The sequence below is a fragment of the Paraburkholderia phenazinium genome (assembly GCF_900142845.1).
GTDB lineage: Bacteria > Pseudomonadota > Gammaproteobacteria > Burkholderiales > Burkholderiaceae > Paraburkholderia > Paraburkholderia phenazinium_A.
Map to the genome: position 1 here is coordinate 2,960,819 of NZ_FSRU01000001.1, position 23,544 is coordinate 2,984,362.

The window sequence follows — 23,544 nt, forward strand, 5'->3', positions numbered from 1 at the left end:
GGTTGGATCTGATAACCCGGCAAGAGAATGCGCGGCCCAGTGCGGCCGCGCAGCAAAGAACAACACCCGTACATCGTCTTCTGGCAAGCGGTCGCAACCTGTCGCTGCCGCGCGCCTCTTACGCGGATTTCCTCTCGCTATCGAAGCCGTCGCGAGCCGCGGTAACCGCATCGTGATTGTCCTCCGCCCACTGCAGCAGCACGTGTAGCGCTTCGAACATCGAATGGCCGAGGTCGGTCAGGCTGTATTCCACGCCTGGCGGTTTGGTCGGAAAGACCTCTCGATGCACATAGCCGTCGCGTTGCAACTCCTGAAGCGTCTGCGTGAGCATGCGCTGCGATATGTCAGGCACGAGCCGGCGAAGTTCTCCGAACCGGTAGGGTTGCTCGGCCAGTGCAGTCATCAGCAACGAACTCCACCTGCCGCTAATGACGTCAATGACGTCGCGCACGGGGCAATTCACGAACGCCCCGTATTTTGCCTTGGCCCCTTCAAGCTTCGCTCTGAGCGTACTCGTCGTCGCCGTGGTGGTTCCCATTTGGTAACTATCTCCTGAAAAACTGCCTTCTTTACGATTGCCCGCGAACGCCCGATTATCGAGGCGCTCTCGAATTGAGAGTAACACTCAAAATGAGGTTCGCGCATGAACGACAGTATTTTTGTGACCGGTGCGGCCGGTCAACTCGGGCAACTCGTCATCAAGCACCTGCTAGCGCGCGGCGTAGCGCCCAGCCGGATCGTCGCCGGTACCCGCAGCCCTGAGAAGCTGGCCGGCCTCGCTGCGGCAGGCATCGAGGTGCGCAAGGCGGACTTCGAAGACTTACATGGCCTGACCGAGGCTTTCAACGGTGCCGGCACCGTCCTCATTATTTCTACGGATGCCTTGGACGGAACCGATACGCGCCTGCAGCAGCATCGCAATGCGGTCGCGGCGGCCGTCGCCGCGGACGTGAAGCGTCTCGCCTATACGTCTCAGCCCAATCCAGCCAGTTCGCTTTTGACCTTCTCGCCCGACCACCTGGGAACCGAGCAGGCCATCAAGGCCACCGGTCTGCCCTACGTGATTTTCCGGAACAGCTGGTATCACGAGAATCTGCTCCGGTCGCTTCCCAATGCGCTGAAGAGCGGACAGTGGCACTCCGCGGCCGAAGGCGGGAGAACGTCGTACGTTGGACGTGAGGACATTGCCGAAGCGATTGCCGCAGCGCTCACCACTTCAACATTGGAAAGCAGGACATATACCCTCACGGGTTCTGAGGCACTGTCTACCGAAGAAGTTGCCCGCCTCGCCAGTCAGGCGACAGGCCAGCCCATTTCCGTCGTTCACGTGACCGACGGACAACTCGCTACGGGGCTGAAGGCCGCCGGCGTTCCTGAGATATTCGTCTCTGTCCTGGTGTCGGCTGAAGCGGAGACGCGGGCGGGCAATCTCTCCATCGTCACGGACCATGTCGAGTCGCTTATCGGTCGCACTCCAAAACGTCTCGCCGAGTATCTCAAGGAAGCAAAGGCCGCTTTCGGAGCTTGAGAGCCTAAGGCGCGATGCGAGCCGCCCGGGCTGCACCGCGATGTGGTTCGCGTGGACAGCCTGAGCCCGCGACGACCCGTTCAGTCCAACTCAAAAAAATCTTTGCATATATCTGCGAAGTCAGATATATTCCGCATCAGAAACAGAGGAATCAGAGATGAATCATGAGTTCGACAACTTTCTTTGGCCGGGTCAGAGCATCGTCTTTGCGTTGAGCAAAGCCCGCCATCTGCTCACGGCGGAAATGGACGTGGCGCTTGCGGGCACAGGCGTCACCAGTTCGCAAGTCGGTACACTGCTGCTCCTGTTTCAGGACATGACGCACACCTCGGCGGGCTTGTCCAGGCTGCTGCGCATCGATTCGGGATTCGTCACACGGACGGTGGATCGACTGGAGAAGCAGGGTCTCGTGCGCCGGACTCGCGACAGCGAGGACCGGCGAGTGGTCAGCCTGACGCTGACCGAAGCGGGACGGGATGCCGCCGCGCGGATCGCGGAAATTGCGCCGGAGATTTTGAACCAGCACTTGTCAGGCTTTACCCCAGCAGAATTCGCAAGCTTGTGCAGGCTCCTCGGCAAGTTGCTGGATGGGTAGGCCATTTTTTTTACCCAAATAACTGACTTGTCAGATAAAAGGCGCCGGCTTCAGGACAGCCGGCCGTCAACCCCCTTAAAGGACGCAACATGAATCCGCCAAAAGCCGCAAGCGCGCCTGCCCCATTGGTTGGCTGGCAGTTCGCACTGGGCACCTTCGCCGTGGCCCTCGCTACCTTCATGAATGTGCTGGACTCGTCGATCGCCAACGTTGCGATCCCGACGCTCTCCGGCGACCTTGGCGTGTCAGTCGACGAAGGCACGTGGGTCATCACGATGTTCTCCGCGGCCAACGCGGTGTCGATTCCACTGACCGGCTGGCTCACGCAGCGGGTCGGGCAGGTCAAGCTTTTCGTGGCAGCGATCCTGCTGTTCGTGGTGTCGTCAGCGGCGTGTGGCCTGGCGCCGAACCTGCCCGTGCTGCTCCTCGCGCGTATCGTGCAGGGCGCGGTGGCGGGGCCGCTGGTGCCGCTGTCGCAATCGCTCCTGCTCGCTTCGTTTCCGCGGGAAAAAAGCTCGAGCGCGCTGTCGCTGTGGGCGATGACCGCAACGGTCGGGCCGATCGCCGGGCCGGCTCTCGGCGGCTGGATCACCGACAACTACAACTGGTCGTGGATCTTCTACATCAACGTGCCTGTCGGCCTCTTTGCCGCCGCAGTGATCTGGGCGCTCTACCGCAAGAGCGAAACGCCGGCGCGCAAGCTGCCGGTCGACAAGGTGGGGCTCCTCTCGCTGATCGTCTGGGTGGGCGCGCTGCAGGTCATGCTCGACAAGGGCAAGGATCTCGACTGGTTCAATTCGCCGACGATCTGGGCGCTGACGATCGTCGCGCTGATCGCGTTCCTGTTCTTCGTGATCTGGGAACTGACGGAGGCCAAACCGATCGTCGATTTGCGCCTCTTTGCAGGGCGTAACTTCCTCGGCGGCACGGCGGCGATATCGGTCGCATACGCGGTCTTCTTCGCCAACCTCGTGATCCTGCCGACGTGGATTCAGGAGTATCTGGGCTACCGGGCCGTCGATGCGGGGCTGGTGACCGCGCCGCTCGGCATCTTCGCCGTGCTCCTTGCGCCCGTGATGGGCAAGATCATGCCGAAATCGGACACACGGGTGCTGGCGACGCTCGCCTTCCTCGGCTTTGCGGGCGTGTTCCTGATGCGTTCGTGGTACACGACGGGCGTCGACTCCTACACGCTCATTCTGCCGACGCTGCTGCAGGGCATCCCGATGGCGCTGTTCTTTACGCCGCTCACGGCAATCATCCTGTCGGGCTTGCCGCAGGAGAAGATCCCGGCCGCCGCGGGGCTGTCGAACTTCGCGCGGATCTTCGCCGGCGCGGCGGGCACGTCGCTCCTGAGCACCATCTGGAACGACAGGACAATCCAGCACCATTCGCAGCTCGCCGAGCAGACCAGTTTGACGAACCCGAACTACGTGCACGCGCTCGCCAATATTCAGACGACGCTGCACGCGAGTCTCTTCAAAGCCCAGGCCTTTTTCGAAACGCAATTGAGCGCGCAGGCGTCGATGCTCGGCCTGAACGACGTGTTCTGGCTGTCGGCGGTGATCTTTGTGCTGATCATTCCACTCATCTGGATCACCAAGCCCAGCAAGGACGGCGCGGCGAACGCAGCGGGGGCCGGCGGTCACTGAGTAGCGCGCCGTCCGGACGGGAAGAAATCGCAGAAATTCTTCTTGACAATATCTGACTTTACAGTCATTGTAGAAGTCACTTGAATTGAGGATGCGCCATGAAGCACTACACGTCGGAAAGTTTTTCCCTGACGCACAGCGTCGGGTTCTTGCTGACCAAGGCTCGCAACCTGATCACGGCGGAAATGGACACGGCCCTCAAGGATCTCGACATCACCGGCCCGCAGATGGGCATTCTGCTCGGCATGCAGCGCGGTTTGGCCTCAACGCCGTTCGAGCTGTCGAAGATGTTGTCCGTCGACACGGGCCTGATGACGCGGATGCTGGACAAGCTGGAAACGAAGGGGTTGCTGGAACGCTCGCGCAGCGTGGACGATCGCCGGGTGGTAAACCTGGTGCTGACGAAGCAGGGCAAACAGATCGCGGCCGAGATTCCGAATATCGCACCGGAAGTGCTGAACGCGCGGTTGAAGAAGTTCACGAAGACAGAGTTCGAAGAGCTGTGCCGTCTACTTAACAAGTTCATTGGAGAGTGAGCGCTGCGGCGCCCCCCCTTTTTTTAATCATTAATCTGACAGGTCAGAAAATGAAAGAGCAGATTACTCAACCCGGCAGCGGTGCCCGTGCGATAAAAGCGGGGCTGTCGGCGATCATGGCGGCGGTGCTCTCGGCATGCGTCAACTATGCGGGCATCCACAGCGACAAGCAGATGGCCCAACCGCAACAGTACGAGACGACGCAAAGCCTGCCGGCCGAAAGCGGTCACTGGCCGGCGGCCGACTGGGCCGACCAGTTCGGCGATGCGCAACTGAAGGCCTTGCTCGAGGAAGCGCTTAAGGGCAGCCCGACGATCGCGCAGGCGCGCGCCCGCCTCGCCGGGGCGCAAGCCTATGCGGACACCGCGAAGGCCAGCACGATGCCGCGCGTCGACGCCGAGTATTCGCTGCAACGCCAGCAGTTCAGCGGCACGGCGGAAGTGCCGCCGCCCTACGCGGGCACCTGGCAAACCCAGAACACCGGGCTGCTGAGCGCCTCATACGATCTGGATCTGTGGGGCAAGAATCGCGAATCGATGAAGGCCGCCGTCTCCCAGGTAGAAGCAAGCGAGGCCGATGCGGAAGTCGTCAAGCTCACGCTCACCACCGCGATCGCCCGCACCTATAACCAGTTGGCAAGGCTTTACGTGCTGCACGATATTGCCCAGCAGGAAGTCGGCCGCCGCGAACAGATCGACCGCATCACGGCCGGCCGCATCGCAACCGGGCTGGATACCGAAGTCGAGCGCAAGACGGCCCAGGCGAATCTCGCGACCGCGCGCTCGGCGCTCGCCGGGCTTGACGGCAGCATCCTGACGACCCGCTACCAGTTAGCCGCGCTGATGGGTGAAGGTCCGGACCGCGGGCTCGCGATCACGCGGCCGGCGCTTGGTGTCGGCGACGAAGTGCGTCTGCCGGACAACCTGCCCGCCAACCTCGTGAGCCGCCGCCCGGATATCGTCGCGGCCCGTTGGCGCGTCGATGCGATCACGCACGAAGTGAAGGAAGCGAAGGCCGAGTTCTACCCGGACATCAACCTGAGCGCCGCAATCGGTCTGGACGCGTTCGGCTTCGGCCGCTTTCTGACGGCGGCGAGCCGCACGTCCAATGTAGGTCCGGCGATCAATCTGCCGATTTTCGACGCCGGTGCGTTGCGTGCGCAATTGAAGGGCCGTTACGCCGATTTCGACGACGCCGTCGCGACCTACAACCAGACGTTGATCACCGCCTTGAGCAACGTGGCGACGCAACTTGCGCAGATCCGCTCGAGCGACGTGCAGCTTGGCGATGCGCAAGCGGCGCAACAGGCCGCACGCGAGGCCGACGATCTGGCGATCACGCAGTACAAGGGCGGCCTGACGAATCAGCTGACCGTGCTCAACGCCGACATGAACGCGCTGCAGGCCGATCAGGCCGTCGCCAACCTGCTGATGAACCGGCGCGACCAGCAGATCGCGCTCGCATCGGCGCTCGGCGGCGGCTACGTCGATACGTCATCCGAATCAATACACAGTGCGGCTGCAGCCGCGCCTTCCAACCCTGTCGTCGCCGCGCGTTGAACCGGCACGTTCGCAAACTCTCTGGAGAATTGACATGAGCGATACCACCACGACCGACCGCACGAGCGCGGACCCGGTGTCATCGAAAAGCAACGGGGCACACGCTGCTCCCGCCGGGACCTCGCCGAACGCGCCGCCGCCCGGCGCCTCAGGCAAGCGCAAGCTATGGCTTGCACTGCTGGGCATGGGCGTGGTGGTCGCGGGTGCTGCGTATGGTGCGTACTATTTCACGTATGCGCAATATCACGAGTCGACCGACGACGCGTACGTCAACGGCAATCTCGTGCAGCTCACGCCGCAGGTGACCGGCACGGTTAACGCAGTCGACACGGACGATACGCAGATCGTGAAAGTGGGCGACCCGGTTGTCACGCTGGACCCGGCCGATTCGAGGATCGCACTCCTGAACGCCGAGGCGGCGCTCGGCCAGGCCGTGCGCCAGGTGAGCACCCTCTACGTGAACAACGACTACTACGCGGCCAACGTCGCGCAGCGCGCGTCGGACCTGGCCCGAGCAGAGGACGATCTGAAGCGCCGCGTCGCGGTGCAGAACACCGGCGCGGTATCGGCGGAAGACGTCTCGCACGCCCACGACGCCGTGGCCGTCGCGCAGGCCGCGCTCGACGCCGCCCGCCAGCAGGCGCAATCGAACCATGCGCTGACCGACCGCACATCGGTCGAAAACCATCCGGACGTGCAAGCCGCCGCCGCGAAGGTCCGCGACGCCTACCTCAACTACGCGCGCAATACGCTGCCGGCGCCGGTGACGGGCTACGTGGCGCAGCGCTCGGTGCAAGTGGGCGAGCGCGTCGCACCGGGCACGCCGCTGATGTCGATCGTGCCGCTCGACGGCGTGTGGATCGACGCAAACTTCAAGGAAGTGCAATTGCGGCGGATGCGCATCGGTCAGCCGGTCACGATGACGGCGGATATCTACGGTTCGAGCGTCAAGTACCACGGGCGGGTGATCGGTTTCTCGGCTGGCACGGGCAGCGCGTTCGCGACGCTGCCGGCACAGGACGCAACCGGCAACTGGATCAAGATCGTGCAGCGCCTGCCGGTGCGTATTGCCCTCGACCAGAAGGAGCTGGAGGCGCATCCGCTTCGTATCGGGCTGTCGATGGTGGTTGACGCCGACACGCGCGACGAGTCCGGCACGCAGCTCGGCGCTGCTGTGAACACGACCTATCACACGGATGTGTTTGCGCAGTACGGCGCGCAGGCCGATGCGGAGATCGCGAAGATCATCGGGCAGAACGAGATCGCAGCGCAGGCGAAGGTGGCGACGTCGGCGGCAGGGAAAGCGGCGATGCGGGATCCTGCGCGCGGTTAGGCGCCGGTCACTCTGGTCGCCATGACAGCCAGGCGTCTGAGAACGCAGGCAGCTAAAGTCCCAATCCGCTAAGGAATGCATCGATCTGCCGCTCGAAACGAGGCCGGTCGTAGTCCACCAGCGCCATACGCCAGATGCCCTGCAGATAGGTGACAACAACTGATGCGGTAACGTGCGGATCCAGCGTTGCAGACAATCGACCCTCGTCTCGATCCTGGCTCAACCGCTCGACGAGACAAGCGTGAAAACTTCCCAGGCCATCCTCGACAAGCTTGCGCAGCTCGGGCTCCGACAGCACCTCTTCGGAGGCCATCGCCGCCATCATGCAGAGCCTCGACGGCGTGGACGGATTGTCCAGGCAGTCGAGCACCGCACCGAACAGCGCGCGAATCCCCTGGCTAGCCGTCGGGGCGCTCATCAGAGCCTGCCCGCGCTTGCGCCCTTCCGTCTCTTCGTAGCGCCTCACGCATGCCAGATAAAGCTGCTTCTTGCTCTTGAGGGTGTTGTAAAAGGAGCCTTCGCCGATGTCCATGATCTTCAGCAGATCGCGCAGCGACGTGCCGGCATAGCCGCTCTTCCAGAACAGCCACGTCGCCCGCTCCAGAGCCCGATCGTAGTCGAATGCAATTGTTCGTGCCATGGCGCCATCATAGCTTATTTGTAGCAGTAGCTAAAAATTGCATTGACAGGCTGGGCGGGCGTGAGCGATATTTGTATCGATCGCTACAAACAAGCATGTGGCGAAACATCGAGGCGCGCCGAACATCAAGGCGGATGTGCCCTTCTCTACCCTGTGCCCGGCGATGTCAGCCGGTCATTCACCGTGTCAACGAATATAAGGAGTACGGCATGTCGGTCAAACAGGCCTCGGCGGAATACAAGGCAATGGTTCAGGAAAAGCTAGGCGAGAAGTTCAATATCATTGCCGGCGATATGGAGCGCGTCCGCGCATCCGGCGCGATCGACGGCGCGTTGAAGAGCGGACAATCCGCACCGGACTTCACGCTGCCCGACGCGTTCGGCAATCAGGTCTCGCTCAAGACTCTGCTGGCCAAGGGGCCGGTAGTGATCAGTTTCTATCGCGGCGAATGGTGTCCGTTCTGCAATCTCGAACTACGCGGCTTGCAAGAAGCACTGCCGAAGATCGAAGCGCTTGGCGCAAGCCTGATTGCCATCTCTCCGGAGAAGCCGGATCACAGCATCGTGGCAACCGAGAAGAGCAAGCTGACGTTTCCGGTGCTCAGCGATTTCGGCAACACGGTGGCACGGCAGTTCGGCATCGTGTTCCGGGTCGGGGATGAGTTACAGGCATTTTCGAAGAACGTCTTCAAGAACGATATCGCGCTGCGTAACGGGGAGGATTCGTACGAACTTCCGGTTCCGGCAACCTATGTGATCGATGCGGCCGGCGTCATTCGCTTCACGCATGTCGACGTGGATTACATGACAGGTCGAGCGGAACCCGATGAGGTGGTCGCCGCGCTGGCAACCTTGAAATAAGCTCGACGGATCCTGAAAACGGATCCTGTCAATCCATCATCTTGTCTCGCGTATCGCGTGTAATGAGCCGCGTGCTGCGCCGGTAGGTGAGATACGCCCAGAGCCAATCGAGAATGACGATGGCCCGGTTCCGTCCGCCGACCAGAAAGGCGATATGAGTTGCGCCGGCTGAACGCAGTTTGACCTTCCAACGGTCCAATTCACCAGTCCAGCAGCCGTGGGCCCAGCGCCACGCCAGCAAGCGTGGGAATCAGCATGCCGAGGAGATACCAGACCGCCCAGAATGGCACGCCCATCTCGGGACAGTGGAAACAGTAAGCAACCGCTGCAGTCGCTCCCGCCAGCAGGCCGCCTGCGGCGCCGGCCAGCCTGGGACGCGTGGGAGCCAAACCTCGCATCGCCCAGAACACCATGATGAACACTGGCACTGAGAGCAACGCGATATTACGCGGACATACGCGCCACGTACTGCCCATGACCAGCGGCAAACGCGCGTCGGAAGGGGTCAACCACAACAGGACGAGCGTCGCAATCCAGACGGCGAGCACTGGCGCAGCAAGCGCGGCCCACGCGCGGCCTACCGCCACGCCTGGCCGGGATAGTCGCGCCGTCGCCAGCAACGCAGCGAGTGTGAGGCACAGAGGCAGAGCCAGCTTGATCCAGAACAGCGGCGTCTTCATCGCCGCGCCGATATCGGGGCGAACGCCATAAACGATTGCCATGAGCACCGTGGAACCGACACCGCCGCATAACATCGCCCGGCTGAATCGCTTTGCCGACACGTTATGATCGATAGCGGGCACCCCCGCGGCCAGCAGTGAAACAAGATCCTCTGTCTTCATGATGCGCCTTGAAACTTCAGTGCCAATGCTTTTAGACCGCGATGCACGCCAACCTTGACCGCCGACTCCGACAGGCCGGTGAGCTTTGCGGTTTCAGTCACCGACAGCCCCTCCAGCTTCATGTGCAGAATCGGCAGACGCTGGCGATCGGGCAACTGTTCGAGCAGCTTGCTCAGATCACGCCGGGCCTCCGCCGGTTCGACATCGCAGGTGGCGAATATCTCGAGCTCGTCGTCCAGCGGCGTGTGCAAGGCTTCCCGGCGCGATCGGGCGCGAAAAAAGTCCGCCAGTTTGTAACCTGCGATCGCATGCACCCAGGCAGTCAACGGCTGGTCCTGACGATAGGTATGGCGTCCATTATGCACTGCCAGCAAAATCTCCTGAACCAGGTCCTCGATATCGTCTTGCAGATAAAAGAGACGCTTTCTCAGGAACCCGCGCAGATGCCCGGTCAGGTCGCCGAGAAATGCCTGATAAGCCGCCGCGTCCCCATCCAGACCACGTACGAATAGAGCCTTCAGCCGCTCTTCGACGGGACGCGCCGGTCCATCTCGGTAGTTCGGTTCATTGCGGGTTCTGGTTACAGTTGGCACGAAATAAGCTACGTGAACAGCATTGACGCGGGTAGTAGAGAAGTGCTTTTCCACACGCCATGATCTCCAGCGGGACGGTCGTTGATCGTTAAAACGGGCACTTTTCTTCCGTCCTTTAGTCGTGGCTCGCCGCCAAACATGACACGAGGTATAACCGGAATCGTTCCGCCTTCCCGGTTTTCCACTAACAACAGATGCTGCTCAAGAGGTTCCTCAGTTTTTTCTCATCGGGCTGTCATATCGCCTTCCCCGCTGCGACCAATGCATGAACGATCCTCACCAGGAGTCAACTCATGCTATCCCGTCTGCTTGCGTCCATTTCACTGCTTGTGGCCCTCCCGGTTGCTGCGGCAATGCCCCGACCGGTGGTTGTCGAACTGTTTACGTCCGAAGGCTGTTCATCCTGTCCGCCGGCTGACGCCTATCTGTCGGAGTTAAGTCAGCAGCGAAGCGACATTCTCCCTTTGGCTTTTCATGTCACCTACTGGAACAGCCTCGGATGGAAGGATCCTTTTTCCCTCGATATCGCCACCCAACGTCAGGCTGAATACGGGCGACGCTTTGGCGACGGCTCCTACACGCCCGAAATGGTCGTCGACGGAACAACGGCCTTCGTGGGTTCAGACCGCTCGTCCGCCGAGGTCGCGATTCAGAAAGCGAAGGACGCGGATTCAACGTCCGCGCCGTTGTCCGCGGTGCGCAAGGGCAACGCCATTACTGTTTCGGTCGGCGCCGGCTCCGGAAGCGCGCGCGTGATTCTGGTTGGTTACGACGCGCAGCACATGACCGCCGTCGGGCGTGGCGAAAACGGAGGGCGAACGCTGAAGGAGTCCAACATCGTTCGCTCGTTCCAACAGATTGGTCAATGGACCGGCGAACCGGCTGTGTTCGACCCGCAGTTACCTGCCGGTGAGAAGTCCGCGGTATTGCTCGAGGCGCCGGACGGACACATTGTCGGAGCTGCCCGCGTGACAGATGCGCCTTAGCGTGCTCTCACCCCGTCTCGGACAGACGCATTGTAAAAGTCCTATGTGCTTACCATCTCTTCGGGAGAAGCAAGCGATGTCGCGCGTCACACGCATCAGTACCTTCTTTGCCGTTGTCGCAACACTTGTTCTTGCTCCATCGTTCGCGTCTCATGCGGCGTCGTCCAACTGGTCCGGCGATCAGCGGGCCAGTGTGCGCATCATCACAGCAACCAACGGCGTACAAGGCAGCACGCTTCAGATAGGTGTCGAGTTCCGGTATCCGAACGGGTGGCATGGTTACTGGCGCACCCCTGGCGATGCCGGCATCGCGCCGATTTTCGACTGGTCTCGGTCCCGCAATGTCGCATCGGCATCCGTGTCCTGGCCGGCGCCGTCCCGCCTCGTTATCTCGGGTCTGCAAAACAGTGTCTATACAGGCGATTTGATTCTGCCAGTGAGCCTTAAGCTAGACCATCCGCTCGAGGCGACCCGCATTGCGCTGACTCTCGACTATGCGAGTTGCGCGAATGTCTGCGTGCCCGAACATGCGGAGGTGACGCTCACGTTGCCGCCGGGCACGGACGAACCATCAAGTGAAGCAGCGGAGATCGTCGCAGCGGCGCAAAGGGTGCCGCGGACGCCCACAGAGGCCGGCATCGGCGTGGTGCATAACACGCTGGAGCAAACCTCCGGCGGCCGGCGCCTGAAGGTCGATCTGCTTAGCGAGGGTACCCCGTTTCGGTCGCCCGACCTGTTCGTCGAAGGAGCCGAGGCCGGTCTGCCCGCAGCGCCGCAGGTACACCTTTCAAACCACGGGCACCGGGCTGCACTGGAAGTCGAACTGCCACCTGCCGGTGCAGCGAAAGACCCGCTGCGCCTGACCGTGGTGGACGGATCCAGAGCGGCCGAGTTCATGGCCGCACCCGTCATCGCCACGGGAGGCGACGATCGCGGCATCGTCGTTATTCTGGCCTTGGCGCTTCTTGGCGGCCTGATTCTGAACTTCATGCCATGCGTGTTGCCCGTTCTTTCAATCAAGGTTTTCTCGGTAGCGAAAGCCGCAGGCACCGAACGCAAAACGGCAAGGCGGGTGGCGCTCGCGACGGCACTTGGGATTGTCACGTCATTCGGATTGCTTGCGGCCGTGCTGTCGGTGCTCAAACTCGCGGGTGCGTCACTTGGTTGGGGCATACAGTTCCAGCAACCATGGTTCCTCGCAGGCATGGCGGTCTTCACAACGCTGTTCGCGGCAAGCTTCTTTGACTGGCTCCCGATCGGTCTTCCGCCAATCCTTTCCGGAGGTGCAAGCGGCGCAACGAGTCGGGGGCCGATTGTCGAGGCGTTCGTCGGCGGCATGCTTTCCACGCTTCTGGCGACACCGTGCTCGGCTCCGCTCGTCGGTACGGTGGTCGGCTTTGCGTTGGCACGTAGCCCGCTCGAGATTACCGCGGTGCTTCTCGCACTTGGGGTAGGAATGGCACTCCCGTTCCTGACGTTGGCGCTCGCTCCGTTGCTCGCGACGTGGCTTCCGCGCCCCGGCCAATGGATGATCCAGTTGCGCAAAATCATGGGCCTAATGCTGCTCACGACTTCGGTCTGGCTGATCGTGTCGCTGTGGAATATCGCGGGTATGGCAGTCGCGTCACTCGTCGGCATCGTGCTGATTGCCATTCTCGCCGTACGGGCCGTCGTTACCCGATTGGGAAGCCTGCGGACCCACCGATGGTCAGGCGCGACGACTGCGCTCCTTGCGTGCAGTGCCATTGCAATGGCCTCGCTTACCCCTTCCGGAGCAGCAGATCGCAGCGCTCCACCCTCCGAATGGCAAGCGTTCGATCCAAATGCAATCAGCCCGCTGGTCGCCAGCGGCAAGACTGTGCTCGTCGACGTAACGGCAAGCTGGTGTCTCACCTGTAAGATCAATGAGCTGTCTGTTCTGGACACGGCTGCCGTGCGCACTCGGCTCAGACAGGACAATATCGTGCGCATGCGAGCCGACTGGAGCCGGTATAACCCCGGAGTCCTCGCCTACATTCAGGATTTCGGTCGCTTTGGCATTCCGCTCGACGTCGTATATGGGCCTCGCATGCCACAGGGGCAATTGCTGCCGGAGGTCTTGCAAACTTCGACGCTCTTCCGCGCGCTCGACAATGCCACCCTCCCGCAAACGGCGAAGAGCCATTCATCCGCCGGTTGAAATGGCGCAATTTCTTCAGAAGCTATTCAGACTTACGACCAACTGAAGGTAAGGGCTCGTTGAGATAGGGGGTGTAAGCCGCCACATGCTTCGAGTGGGCGCCTCGACTCAGGAAAGTCTTCTCCATGTTCTTCGTACATGGCTTGCCCTCGTTCGTGTAACCCGAAGCACTTTTTGGACGAATTTAAAGGGCGAGGTCGAACCGGCACAACACGTCGACCGCATAAAGCAAAATGGACAATCCGTCGTGTGTAGCGGCTTCACTTGACGTTGGGCTCCAGAAGCGCCAGCGCTGGCCGTACAACTCCCTCCAGCAGCGCACGCTCCGGTCTTACCCGGGCAAGCACCCGTATGCCCAGGTGTACGCCCAGCAGCAACCGGGCAAGATCATCAGCAGGCTGTGTAGTCGAAATCTCGCCAGCCTGCTGACCAGCGCGCACACAACGCAGGAAAAACGCTTCGACCGCGATCAGTACGTTTGCGATCATCGCCTGAAAATCGGCGTCGTGTGGTGCAACCTCAAGCGCCGAATTCACCAGCAGGCATCCCTTACGGTCCCTGTCGCAGACCGACCGCTCGACAATCTCGCGGAAGAATGCCTTGATGGCGTCCAACGGTGGGAGGCTTCGCTCAAATCTCGATACCCGGTCACCAAAGCTTCTTTCAATGTAATGTGCCAGCGCTCGTTCAAACAGCGACCGTTTGTCCCCGAACGCGTTGAACAGGCTTGCCCCCGTAATTCCCATACCCTGCGCGAGATCCCGGACGGACGTAGCTGTATAGCCATAGATCCAAAACTGGTGGGCGGCGGCATCAAGAACCGCATTTTCATCAAATTCCCGTGGTCGGGCCATGTTAACTCCTGCCATCGCGTAACGTTTTGCCGGTCGGCATTGCAACGTCACACACGTTACGATATTCTAAATCAATTGATCTAAAATGACCTGAGGCGATAGCAAACCTCCCCTAGGGTGCTACGAAAGCCGTGACGCACGCATCAGGCGGTCTGAACGCCACGCACAGTAAACCATGATCGACTTCTATTTTCACCCTACGCCCCACCCTGCAAAGCTTGCCCTGATGCTTGCCGGCATGAAAGCCGTGCTTGACGCAGCGGTTCGGGACCACTCTGCTCTTTGACCCGGGAGTCAGAACCGTGTATTCCGCAGAGCAGCGTCTGAAAACATTGTTTGTCGCGGGCCTCGCGGGCAACGCATCCGAATATCGCTCGTTCCTGTTCGAACTGACGCGTCACCTGCGGGGCTATCTTCGCAAGCGGATTCCACAACTCCACGACGACGTCGAGGATCTCGTTCAGGAAATCCTGCTTGCCGTGCACAATGCACGTCATACATACCGCCCGGACGAACCTCTCACCGCGTGGGTCCACGCGATCGCGCGTTATAAGCTGATGGATTTCTTCAGGACGCGTGCACGACGCGAGTCGTTGCACGAACCGCTTGACGAGCACGACGACATTTTCGCCGAATCCGACGACGAGCCGGCAGATGCCCGTCGTGATGTCGGGAAACTACTTGGTCATCTGCCTGACAAACAGAGGCTCTCGATCCTGCACGTCAAGTTGCAGGGACTTTCGGTTGCCGAAGCCGCCCAGTTGACAGGGCTATCGGAGTCGGCCGTCAAGGTCAGTATCCATAGGGGCCTCAAGGCTCTGGCCGCACACGTGCGGAGAATCGCATGAGAACAGATGATCTTGTCGGGTTGCTCTCGACCGGCATAACACCTGTAAGAAGAGGCGCTGCAGCCCGTCGGTTCGGCATCTCACTGCCTATCGCCGCTCTTGGCGCAACGGCGTTGATGGCTACAGTGTTTGGCCTTCGCCCCGATCTGGGTGTTGTCGTCAAAACCCCGATCTTCTGGGAGAAGCTCACGTTACCACTATGCCTCGCAATCGGTGCCCTGCTTGCGACCGTTCGGCTGGCGCGCCCCGGCGCCAAGGTTGGAGCCGGATGGCCCGTCATGACGACACCGGTGCTGGTCGTCTGGATCGCGGCAATTATGATTGTCGTCACCGCGGCACCCAAAGACCGCCTGCCTGCGATACTCGGGCACTCATGGCGGTCATGTCCGTTCAATATTCTTCTGCTCGCCGTTCCAGGTTTCATCGCCATATTCTGGGCCGTCAAAGGTTTGGCACCCACGAGTCTCCGGCTTGCCGGTGCTGCCTCCGGGCTGCTCGCGAGTTCGATCGCCACAGTCGCGTACTGCTTTCATTGCCCTGAGATGAGTCCGGCATTCTGGAGCGTCTGGTATATGGCTGGCATGTTGCTCCCAGCCGCGCTCGGAGCAGTGCTTGGTCACAAATTCCTTCGCTGGTGAGCAACGCTCCGACACTATGCAGTGGTGTCCCTGATCAAATGGCTGATGTCGACCACCACAGGCAAAAAAAGAAAACTCCCCTGTAACCGGACGTCTGTGACCCACGAATTAGATGACGTATCCATCACGGATACCTTCTAACTTCTGGAGAAATTCGATGTCCACAAAAGCCACTGTTAGTTCCACACTGCTCGTCGGCGTTGTTGCGAGCCTGCTTGCATCAGTCGCCCACGCAGCACCGCTCACAAAAGCGGAAGAAGGTGCAGCCATTGCGGCCCACAAGGAAAAGTGCTACGGCGTCGCCCTGAAGGGGCAGAACGATTGCGCCGCCGGTCCCGGCACGACGTGCCAGGGAACGTCGGCAATGGACTTCCAGGGTAACTCGTGGAAGTTCGTTCAAGGCGGCACCTGCACGAGTATCGAAGTGCCGGGCGGTGGCCATGGCTCGCTCACGCCGCTAAAGTCCTGAACCGGCCAACGGCTTGATGAACGGGAGCGGCCATGAACGATACCTCAAGGACAACAGCGGTTTGCGAGCCTGGCTGTTCGAGTGGCACATCATGGCTGAGGAAACGGTGTCACTCGCTGAGGAGGCCAGCCATGCAGCCGGAAAATCCTTCGGGCGGCCACGCCACCGCGTTTGCACTGGGTTTGACGGACCCATCGATCACCGCACCTGAAGACGTGATCGCCGCGCCGGGCAAGCGTGTGGTCAAGCGTTACAACGTTTATCGCAACAACGTCACGGTCACCCTCATTGACGCGCTGGCTGCGGTCTATCCTGCTATCCAGCGCATCACAGGCGTCGACTTCTTCAGGGCGATGGCCCGTTTCCATCTCCGCGCGACGCCTCCCACTTCGCCGCTGCTGTTCGAGTACGGACGGGACTTTCCTGCGTTCATCGAATCCTACGAATATGCGCGTGAAATGCCCTGGCTTGCGGACACCGCGCGCATCGAGCGGGCGTGGCTGGATGCTTATCACGCAGCCGACATGCCTGTGCTCGCTGCCGAGGCGTTAGCCACGATCGAACCGGCGTCTCTCGCTGAAGTCCGTTTCACACCACACCCCGCCGCGCGGGTGGTGCGATCACGCTATCCCGCCGTCGCCATCTTTGCGATGAACCGGACCGATGGCCCCGTTACGCCGCTCCGCTCAGGCGAAGCGGAAGACGCGCTCGTGACGCGACCCGGACACGAGGTGCTGGTATCGCGCCTGCCGGCTGGCGGTGCGGCCTTCCTGACCCATCTTCTAGAAGCTGCATCACTGGGCGAAGCGGTCGCGGCGGCGTTACAGGAGGCGCCCTCCTTCGACATCCAGGCCAACCTGGCAGGGATGCTTTCAGCCGGCGTATTGACCGGCATTCAACACGGAGATTGACCAGGATGTCGAATCAACAAAACCTGAAACTGCCCTTTCCGGAGCCGCTCGTCTCCGCCATTGGCGCGGCGAAGCGACTGATCCAGACGCTCGCGCAACCGTGGCTGGTTCAGCTCGTGCTGCGGCTTGCGCTGGCTGTGCCATTCTGGAAGTCGGGGATTCTGAAGTGGCACGGCTTCCTGCAACTCAACGATACGGCGATCGACCTGTTCACGCAGGAGTTTCAACTGCATCTCCCGGGCGGTCCCTATCCGTTTCCTGCTCCCGCAGTTTTCGCGTTTCTGTCGGGCTGCGGCGAAGTCACATTTCCGGTGCTGCTCGTGCTTGGCCTTGGAACCCGCTTCGCCGCAGCCGGCCTGATATTGATGACCTGCATCATCGAACTGACCGTGCCTGAGGGCTGGCCGATTCACCTGACCTGGGTGGCAATGGCACTGGGTATTGCGGCGTGGGGACCAGGGCTGATATCAATCGACTATCTGCTGGGTGACCGGTCGTTCAGGTCGTGATCCCGTGAACGCATCTGACCGGACAAGCGAGGTGGCATCACGAATGCCGGGTTCGAAGTATTGTCTGTCCCGGACTGAGAGCTTGCCCGACAGCCGGTTCTCGTATTGCATCGCGTATCCGCTTTAAAAACGTTGCGGCAACATGAGAACTTCAGATCTGATACTCAGGCTAACTAACAATCTGACACCGATTGAGTCGAATTTTTCTTCGAAGCGGCTCAATCGGGCGCTTAGTGTTGGCATGGCCAGCAGCACGGTTTTGCTGGTGGTACTTTACGGCATCCGCAGCGACATGCCGGAATTGCTACTGACGACGATGTTCTGGGTACGGCTCGCGTTTCCAGTAACGACACTCATCGCTGCATTGAATCTCGCTGGACGTCTTGGTCGGCCCGGTGCACCCGTCAGGCTGGCATGGTTAGTGGTCACACTACCATTCATTACCATGTTGCTCGCTGCCACGTTCATGGTATTCGCGACCCCGCCAGGTTATCGCCTGCAACTGATGTTGGGTACCACATGGAAAGTCACCACAGCGAATATTGTTCTGCTCTCCCTACCATCGCTTGCCGCCGTGATGCACGCCTTGAAGGGACTCGCTCCCATCCACCTGATATTGGCAGGGACAGGCGCCGGACTGCTCGCCGGCGCGCAAGGTCTGCTCGTATATTCGCTTTACTGTTCAGAGATGTCGGTACCGTTCTGGGGTGTCTGGTACGTACTGGGCATCAGCATCACCGCCGGTATCGGCGCCCTAGTGGGTCCGCTCTATTTGAGGTGGTAGCCTGGGAAGAGCACCAGGAGAAATCACGTCGCAGGAAATCAGGTTTCCTGATCAATACAGGTCGTCTGTGTTGATTCGACGCTGAGTCAACCGTTGCAACCTACATGCGAAGGAAAAGTCGTGAAAACCATTGGCAGTCTCAGGATAGGCGCTCGCCTTGGAATTGGATTTGGCGTGACGCTCGTTTTGCTATGTCTTGTAGGCGCTCTAGGCCTCGCCCAGACTTCCCGCATTTATGCTGGTACGCAAGATCTTGCAACCAATCTGCTTCCCAGTGTCCAGCGGCTGGGCAATATACGGGCGCTGGCTGATGAAACGCGCCAGGCGTCCTTAAGTTATCTGATTGCAACCAGCTCTTCGGAACGTCAGTTTCAGCGGTCGAAACACGACGCAGCGCTAAATGAGTTATCGCGGGTGTGGCCACAGTACGAGGCGGTGGTCGGCTCGGCTGAAGAACTGCAATTGTCGAACCAGATCAAGGCAGCATGGAGCACCTATCTCTCCCTGGACAAACGGCTGAACGAGCTTGCCGACAGTGGAGATGAGCATTTCAGTGACGCCCGGTCTTTCGCTGGAGGCGAGTCTTTGCGCGCGTTCACCAAAGTCACTGACCTCATTGCGCAGGACATTGCCCTTAATAGTCAGGGAGCGGACGACTCCAGTACCGAGGCTGCGGCCGCCTTCCACAGCGCCTTGCTGTTTACGTGCGTGCTGATCGGAATAGCCATCGCGTTGAGCCTGCTTGTTGCGTTTATCATCGCTCGCTCCATCACGGCCCCAATCCGCATGTCCGTGAAGATTGCCCAAACGGTCGCACAAGGCAACCTCACCTCGAAAATCGAAGTACGCGGCAAGGACGAAACGAGCCAGCTACTGCGAGCGCTCAAACACATGAATGAGCGACTCGCGGAACTGGTTGGACAGGTACGATCCGGCAGCGAGACCATTGCCACGGGCGCTGCGCAGATCGCAGCAGGCAATACCGATCTGAGCCAGCGCACGGAAGAACAGGCTGCGTCGATTGAGGAAACCGCAGCGAGCATGGAGGAGCTGACTTCCACCGTCAGGCAAAACACGGAAAGTGCCCGGCAAGGCAGCGCGCTTGCGGCGAACGCGTCCGACATCGCGCAGCGTGGCGGCAATGTTGTAGGACGGGTGATCGAGACCATGCATGCGATATCGGAAAGTTCGGCCAAGGTGAGCGATATCATCGCCGTGATCGAAGGTATCGCTTTCCAAACCAATATTCTCGCGCTCAACGCGGCAGTCGAGGCGGCACGTGCGGGCGATCAGGGGCGCGGTTTTGCCGTTGTCGCGGCAGAAGTGCGGACCCTTGCGCAACGAAGTGCCAGCGCCGCGAAAGAGATTAAAGGACTCATCACACACTCAGTCGAGCGCGTAAAAGCCGGTTCGGATCTGGTGAACGAAGCAGGCATGACCATGGGTGAGGTAGTCCAGGCGGTCAAGCGCGTCGCCGACCTGATGGAAGAGATTACGACAGCCTCGCTCGAACAGCATACTGGTATCGAACAGGTCAACACGGCCGTTGCGCAGATGGACCAGGTGACGCAGCAAAACGCCGCATTGGTTGAGGAAGCCTCGGCCGCCGCGCAATCGATGTCAGCGCAATCCGGCACGCTGCGCGAGATTGTGTCAATTTTCAAGCTGGCAGTTGACCCTTCGAAGACCGCCCCTGCGACGCCTCGAGCTGAGGTTGCTGCTGTACAACCATTCAAACCGGGCCAGAAAAGAACGGCAGCGGAAACGCCTGCCATTCGCGACGCGGCGGAACAGCGTACGGAATGGGCTTCGTTTTAGCCGACGTTTGCTATTTACGCGTGACCAATGTGCGCGAAAGCCCGCGCCAGTCGCCGTTGAGAGCATCACGCCGTGGCAATACGACAGCAATGGAAAATCCAAACGCGGAGCGTGTGAGAAAAGCGTTAAGGTCAGACGAAAGCGAGCCTTTCGCTATCAAAGATCAAGCACAAGCCGCTCATTCCGCCTCGAGGAACATGTACCGTGAGATACGCACATGTACATCACTTCATTGGCCTCGCGCTGCGCCGCGTTCAGGATGCTGTCGCGATGCACTGGTTGTCCGGCCACGACACGGACCTCGCACGCCCCGCAGATACCTTCCCTGCAACTATAGTCAATGTCGACACCTTCCTTGAGCAACGTATCCAATAGGCTGGCGCCCGGCGCTACCTCGATTGTCCGGCCACTGCGCGCCAGTTCGACCACATAGGTTTCCGTTGAAGCAGCCACGGCGCCTTCGACGGGATGAAACCGCTCAAGATGCACGTCACGAATCGACGCTCGCTCGCACGCCAGTTCGAACGCATCGATCATCGACTTCGGGCCGCAGCAATACGCATGCGTGCCATCAGGCCGCGTAGCAAGCCATGCATCCATGTCGAACCGCCGACCATGGTGCTCGTCGCTAAAGTGCAATTCGACCTCGATGCCGAGCGACTTCAAATCATCGACAAACGCTGCATCCACGCGAGAGCGCGCCGCATACGCGACGCGAACATCACGGCGCAGCGCGCGCAATCGACGCGCCATGCAGAGAATCGCGGTAATTCCGATGCCGCCCGCAATCAATGCGCTCGAGGTCGCCGACTCGTCGAGTGCGAACTGATTACGCGGCGAGCCGATTTCGATCTGTGCGCCACAACGCAACAACTCGTGGATATAACGGGATCCGCCGCGGCTATCCGGCTCGTCGAGGACAGCAATCACATACCGGTCAACTTCGGTTTGCGCGTTCACGAGTGAATAGCTTCGTACGATTCCATTGGGCAGATGCAGATCGATATGCGCGCCAGCAGTGAAAGATGGAAACGTCGTGTTGCCGGTCGGCACGAGTTCCACGCTCACAATGCGCGTCGCTTCGTATCGCAGCGTCCGCACCCGTGCTTTGAGTCGTTCAGCACTCATGGTTTCCACACTCAAAAGTTCATGGCGAGATTTTTATTGGCGGACAAAAATGGATTCGACAATTCATTCCTCGTCATCATTAGCCAACTATGCGGACTTACAGGATCACGATAGGTTTCGAAGACCCACCGGAGGGCGGCGTCAACGCCGATGCTGTTGCTGCGACGCTAGCCACGGCTTTTCCCGGTTCAATCTACCAGGTAGAGCAAATAAGCGGCAACACCCACACGCAAAACGCCCTTAAAAACAGGCTCGACTTGCCGCGCGATCAAAAGATCTACCTGTCACTGGCTCATTTCATCCAGACGTCGCCAAGCTTTGACGACCAGATGTTTCGCCTCGACGCGCATCGCGGCGTGGCCAGGGTTGAACTCATCGAGCCCGCATCAAAGTCGGCGCTGCGCTCCAGGTCGTACGCGTACGAAACTTCAGATGACCACGAGATCGCATCGCTTGAAGCCGCGATTGCCGCCGACTTCGCTGTCGGCGCCACAACCTCCGATACTTGAGAGGTACAGGTCACAGCGGAGCGCGCAACCCGCGCTCCGCCCTGCTCGATGCCTCCCCGCCGTCTCTAGACGACGATCCCCCCGTCGATCACCAGTTCCTGCCCCGTGATATTTCGTCCACCCTCGCTGGCAAGAAACGACACCATTGCAGCGATATCCCAAGGCTCGTTCAGCTTGCCCAATGCGGGACCCATCTCGGCCGTATAGCGCGCAACCGCAGTGGACGTATCCACCCCATCGCGACGACCGCGCTCGGCCCACCCGCGTTTCATGCGATCGACGGCAATCGGTCCCGGCGCAATGTAGTTGACCGTCACCCCTGAACGTCCCGCTTCGAGCGCGGCGCAACGCGTCAGTCCACGCAGTCCCCACTTCGACGACGTGTAGCCGACCCGCCCTGCCCGTCCACGCATGCCGTGATTGCCGCCAATGTTGATGATCCGCCCGTAGCCCCGCTCGATCATCACAGGCAGAAGATACGTCATCGTCAGGAACGGGCCGCGCAGGTTGGTGCTGATCATGGCGTCGAATTCGGCGATCGGCAGTTTTCCAATCGGCACTTCAACGGCCCCTGGAATAGCCGCGGCATTCACGAGTACATCGATGCGCCTGTCGGACCACTCGAGAACCGCCCCCAATGCGTCGGCCACCGCTTGCTCGTTCATCAGGTCGAACGCAAAGGCCTGCGCCGTACCGCCCGCTTCGAAGATGCAAGCCGCCGTCTCGTTCAGCGCATCGAGGCGGCGTCCTGCCAACGCGACGCGATATCCTTCAGACGCCAGCGTCAACGCGATTTCGCGTCCCGTTCCGCTCGAAGCGCCGGTGATCAGCGCGACGGGCATCTCCTGCTTCGCTCCAGAGGTGTTCATCATGGGTTCGTAACCGTGTCGAAGAAACGCGAGCGCGCCATCGTCTGCGTCTTGTAGATCGAACTGCCTTCACTCGGGAACGGTAAGGTCAGCGGGTTTGGTTCGATACGCACGCGGCTCGTCGGCTCACCCAGCACGATTCGCGAGTTATATTCGTTCCAGTCGACGTGATAGAACAACGGCCACGCGTCCACTGCGGCGAACTCCAGAAACAGTATGCGGCGCGGCGAGCCCGACCGGTTCAGGCCAGAACCGTGCACCGTCATCGGATGATGAAACGCAACCGTCCCCGCCTTTCCCACCAGCGGTTGCGCAGTCGAAAAATCAAGACCCTTGGTTGACGGATCAATCGCGCCGACGAACCGGTCCTCGCTGTCATGATGCTCATGCAAGGGTCCAAGGTGACTGCCCGACAACACCTGCATGGCACCGTTTTCGACAAACGCGTCGTCGATCATCACCGACGCCACGCAGGTCGACATATTGGTGTGCGGCGCAAACGCCCAGTCCTGATGCCACTCGAGGGTCGAACCGACCCGTGCAGCCTTCACATTGATCTTGCTGTGATTGAGGCGCACCGCGTCGCCCACCACACGGCGGACAAAACCTAGCACGTCCGGATTGCGAGCGAGTTCGAAATAGAACGGGTCCACGCGATGGGGCTTCTTCATGCGCTGGATCGGCGGCTTTTCGCCGCCCTGCGCGTCTTCGAAATCGAAAATCGCTCGATGCGCATCGTCATCCACCGCATCGGCCATTAACCGGTCGGTCAGCGCGCGCAGCGCCTGGGTCACGTGATCGCCGAGCAAGCCCGGCATCACGACATAGCCGCGTTCCTGATAATGTTCGACCGCAGCGTCGAATGTTTCGCTATTCAAGTTCATCTCCTTTAGTGCAGACGGCT

General features: G+C 60.4%; 25 protein-coding genes. 17 read left to right on the forward strand and 8 right to left on the reverse strand.

The genetic code is table 11. The annotated features are described in order from the left end of the window. Positions 1-118: 118 nt before the first annotated feature. Positions 119-538 (reverse strand): winged helix-turn-helix transcriptional regulator, encoded by a 420-nt coding sequence (locus BUS12_RS12900; RefSeq protein ID WP_074296055.1) that lies wholly within the window; start codon positions 536-538, stop codon positions 119-121. Positions 539-643: 105 nt separating this feature from the next. Between BUS12_RS12900 and BUS12_RS12905 the strand changes: the two genes are divergently transcribed. From BUS12_RS12905 to BUS12_RS12930, 6 genes are all read left to right on the forward strand, one after another. Continuing rightward, a complete protein-coding gene (locus tag BUS12_RS12905; protein ID WP_074296056.1) occupies positions 644-1,528 on the forward strand; it encodes an NmrA family NAD(P)-binding protein in 885 nt (294 codons plus the stop codon). Positions 1,529-1,685: 157 nt separating this feature from the next. Then, positions 1,686-2,123, forward strand: coding sequence for a MarR family winged helix-turn-helix transcriptional regulator (locus tag BUS12_RS12910; RefSeq protein WP_074296057.1), 438 nt, complete (start codon positions 1,686-1,688; stop codon positions 2,121-2,123). 89 nt (positions 2,124-2,212) lie between these two features. Then, positions 2,213-3,775: a DHA2 family efflux MFS transporter permease subunit gene (locus BUS12_RS12915; RefSeq protein ID WP_074296058.1), complete on the forward strand. Its 1,563-nt coding sequence runs from the start codon at positions 2,213-2,215 to the stop codon at positions 3,773-3,775. A 98-nt stretch (positions 3,776-3,873) separates the two neighbouring features. Next, positions 3,874-4,311, forward strand: a complete 438-nt coding sequence (locus tag BUS12_RS12920) for a MarR family winged helix-turn-helix transcriptional regulator (RefSeq protein ID WP_074296059.1) — start codon at positions 3,874-3,876, stop codon at positions 4,309-4,311. A gap of 50 nt (positions 4,312-4,361) precedes the next feature. Then, a complete protein-coding gene (locus tag BUS12_RS12925; RefSeq protein ID WP_074296060.1) occupies positions 4,362-5,870 on the forward strand; it encodes an efflux transporter outer membrane subunit in 1,509 nt (502 codons plus the stop codon). Between the two features lie 34 nt (positions 5,871-5,904). Then, positions 5,905-7,203, forward strand: a complete 1,299-nt coding sequence (locus BUS12_RS12930; RefSeq protein ID WP_074296061.1) for an HlyD/EmrA/EmrK family protein — start codon at positions 5,905-5,907, stop codon at positions 7,201-7,203. 52 nt (positions 7,204-7,255) lie between these two features. On the opposite strand, the gene BUS12_RS12935 is transcribed toward BUS12_RS12930, so the two are convergent. Further along, positions 7,256-7,843 carry a TetR/AcrR family transcriptional regulator gene (locus BUS12_RS12935; protein WP_074296062.1) on the reverse strand — a complete coding sequence of 196 codons (588 nt, stop codon included), beginning with the start codon at positions 7,841-7,843 and terminating at the stop codon, positions 7,256-7,258. A 95-nt stretch (positions 7,844-7,938) separates the two neighbouring features. Between BUS12_RS12935 and BUS12_RS12940 the strand changes: the two genes are divergently transcribed. Next, on the forward strand, positions 7,939-8,703 hold the full coding sequence (locus tag BUS12_RS12940; RefSeq protein ID WP_216352710.1) for a peroxiredoxin-like family protein: 765 nt from the start codon (positions 7,939-7,941) through the stop codon (positions 8,701-8,703). A 200-nt stretch (positions 8,704-8,903) separates the two neighbouring features. Here BUS12_RS12940 and BUS12_RS12945 read toward each other — a convergent pair whose 3' ends face one another. Beyond that, a complete protein-coding gene (locus tag BUS12_RS12945) occupies positions 8,904-9,545 on the reverse strand; it encodes a DUF1109 domain-containing protein (protein WP_074296064.1) in 642 nt (213 codons plus the stop codon). Further along, positions 9,542-10,066, reverse strand: coding sequence for a sigma-70 family RNA polymerase sigma factor (locus BUS12_RS12950; RefSeq protein WP_253190139.1), 525 nt, complete (start codon positions 10,064-10,066; stop codon positions 9,542-9,544). Before BUS12_RS12950 ends, BUS12_RS12945 begins: the two co-directional genes overlap by 4 nt. Before the next feature lie 365 nt (positions 10,067-10,431). Here BUS12_RS12950 and BUS12_RS12955 point away from each other — a divergent pair, with 365 nt between their 5' ends. Both BUS12_RS12955 and BUS12_RS12960 read left to right on the forward strand, forming a co-directional pair. Next, positions 10,432-11,124 (forward strand): DUF1223 domain-containing protein, encoded by a 693-nt coding sequence (locus BUS12_RS12955; protein WP_074296065.1) that lies wholly within the window; start codon positions 10,432-10,434, stop codon positions 11,122-11,124. A 76-nt stretch (positions 11,125-11,200) separates the two neighbouring features. Then, complete coding sequence (locus BUS12_RS12960; RefSeq protein WP_074296066.1) at positions 11,201-13,303, forward strand: protein-disulfide reductase DsbD family protein; 2,103 nt, start codon at positions 11,201-11,203, stop codon at positions 13,301-13,303. A gap of 260 nt (positions 13,304-13,563) precedes the next feature. Here BUS12_RS12960 and BUS12_RS12965 read toward each other — a convergent pair whose 3' ends face one another. Continuing rightward, positions 13,564-14,157, reverse strand: coding sequence for a TetR/AcrR family transcriptional regulator (locus BUS12_RS12965; protein WP_074296067.1), 594 nt, complete (start codon positions 14,155-14,157; stop codon positions 13,564-13,566). A 302-nt stretch (positions 14,158-14,459) separates the two neighbouring features. On the opposite strand from BUS12_RS12965, the gene BUS12_RS12970 reads away from it, so the two are divergent. The 7 genes from BUS12_RS12970 to BUS12_RS13000 all read left to right on the forward strand — a co-directional run bounded on the left by BUS12_RS12970 (position 14,460) and on the right by BUS12_RS13000 (position 20,134). Further along, on the forward strand, positions 14,460-15,005 hold the full coding sequence (locus BUS12_RS12970; RefSeq protein WP_074297450.1) for a sigma-70 family RNA polymerase sigma factor: 546 nt from the start codon (positions 14,460-14,462) through the stop codon (positions 15,003-15,005). Continuing rightward, positions 15,002-15,643 carry a DUF1109 domain-containing protein gene (locus BUS12_RS12975; protein WP_074296068.1) on the forward strand — a complete coding sequence of 214 codons (642 nt, stop codon included), beginning with the start codon at positions 15,002-15,004 and terminating at the stop codon, positions 15,641-15,643. Before BUS12_RS12970 ends, BUS12_RS12975 begins: the two co-directional genes overlap by 4 nt. 157 nt (positions 15,644-15,800) lie before the next feature. Continuing rightward, the gene (locus tag BUS12_RS12980; RefSeq protein WP_074296069.1) at positions 15,801-16,112 is read left to right on the forward strand and encodes a BufA1 family periplasmic bufferin-type metallophore; all 312 of its coding nucleotides are present in this window, start codon (positions 15,801-15,803) and stop codon (positions 16,110-16,112) included. A gap of 131 nt (positions 16,113-16,243) precedes the next feature. Then, entirely contained in the window at positions 16,244-17,023 is a 780-nt protein-coding gene (locus tag BUS12_RS12985; RefSeq protein WP_074296070.1) for an HvfC/BufC N-terminal domain-containing protein, read from the forward strand. A gap of 5 nt (positions 17,024-17,028) precedes the next feature. Continuing rightward, on the forward strand, positions 17,029-17,532 hold the full coding sequence (locus tag BUS12_RS12990) for a DoxX family protein (protein ID WP_143788313.1): 504 nt from the start codon (positions 17,029-17,031) through the stop codon (positions 17,530-17,532). A gap of 142 nt (positions 17,533-17,674) precedes the next feature. Next, a complete protein-coding gene (locus BUS12_RS12995; protein WP_074296071.1) occupies positions 17,675-18,316 on the forward strand; it encodes a DUF1109 domain-containing protein in 642 nt (213 codons plus the stop codon). A 120-nt stretch (positions 18,317-18,436) separates the two neighbouring features. Next, a complete protein-coding gene (locus tag BUS12_RS13000) occupies positions 18,437-20,134 on the forward strand; it encodes a methyl-accepting chemotaxis protein (RefSeq protein WP_074296072.1) in 1,698 nt (565 codons plus the stop codon). 156 nt (positions 20,135-20,290) lie between these two features. On the opposite strand, the gene BUS12_RS13005 is transcribed toward BUS12_RS13000, so the two are convergent. Next, a complete protein-coding gene (locus BUS12_RS13005; RefSeq protein WP_074296073.1) occupies positions 20,291-21,262 on the reverse strand; it encodes a PDR/VanB family oxidoreductase in 972 nt (323 codons plus the stop codon). Positions 21,263-21,351: 89 nt separating this feature from the next. Between BUS12_RS13005 and BUS12_RS13010 the strand changes: the two genes are divergently transcribed. After that, a complete protein-coding gene (locus tag BUS12_RS13010) occupies positions 21,352-21,771 on the forward strand; it encodes a hypothetical protein (RefSeq protein ID WP_074296074.1) in 420 nt (139 codons plus the stop codon). 65 nt (positions 21,772-21,836) lie between these two features. Here the strand turns inward: BUS12_RS13010 and BUS12_RS13015 are convergent, their stop codons facing one another. Beyond that, the gene (locus BUS12_RS13015; RefSeq protein ID WP_216352711.1) at positions 21,837-22,643 is read right to left on the reverse strand and encodes an SDR family NAD(P)-dependent oxidoreductase; all 807 of its coding nucleotides are present in this window, start codon (positions 22,641-22,643) and stop codon (positions 21,837-21,839) included. Beyond that, entirely contained in the window at positions 22,640-23,518 is an 879-nt protein-coding gene (locus tag BUS12_RS13020) for a phytanoyl-CoA dioxygenase family protein (RefSeq protein WP_216352712.1), read from the reverse strand. Before BUS12_RS13020 ends, BUS12_RS13015 begins: the two co-directional genes overlap by 4 nt. Positions 23,519-23,544: the final 26 nt, after the last annotated feature.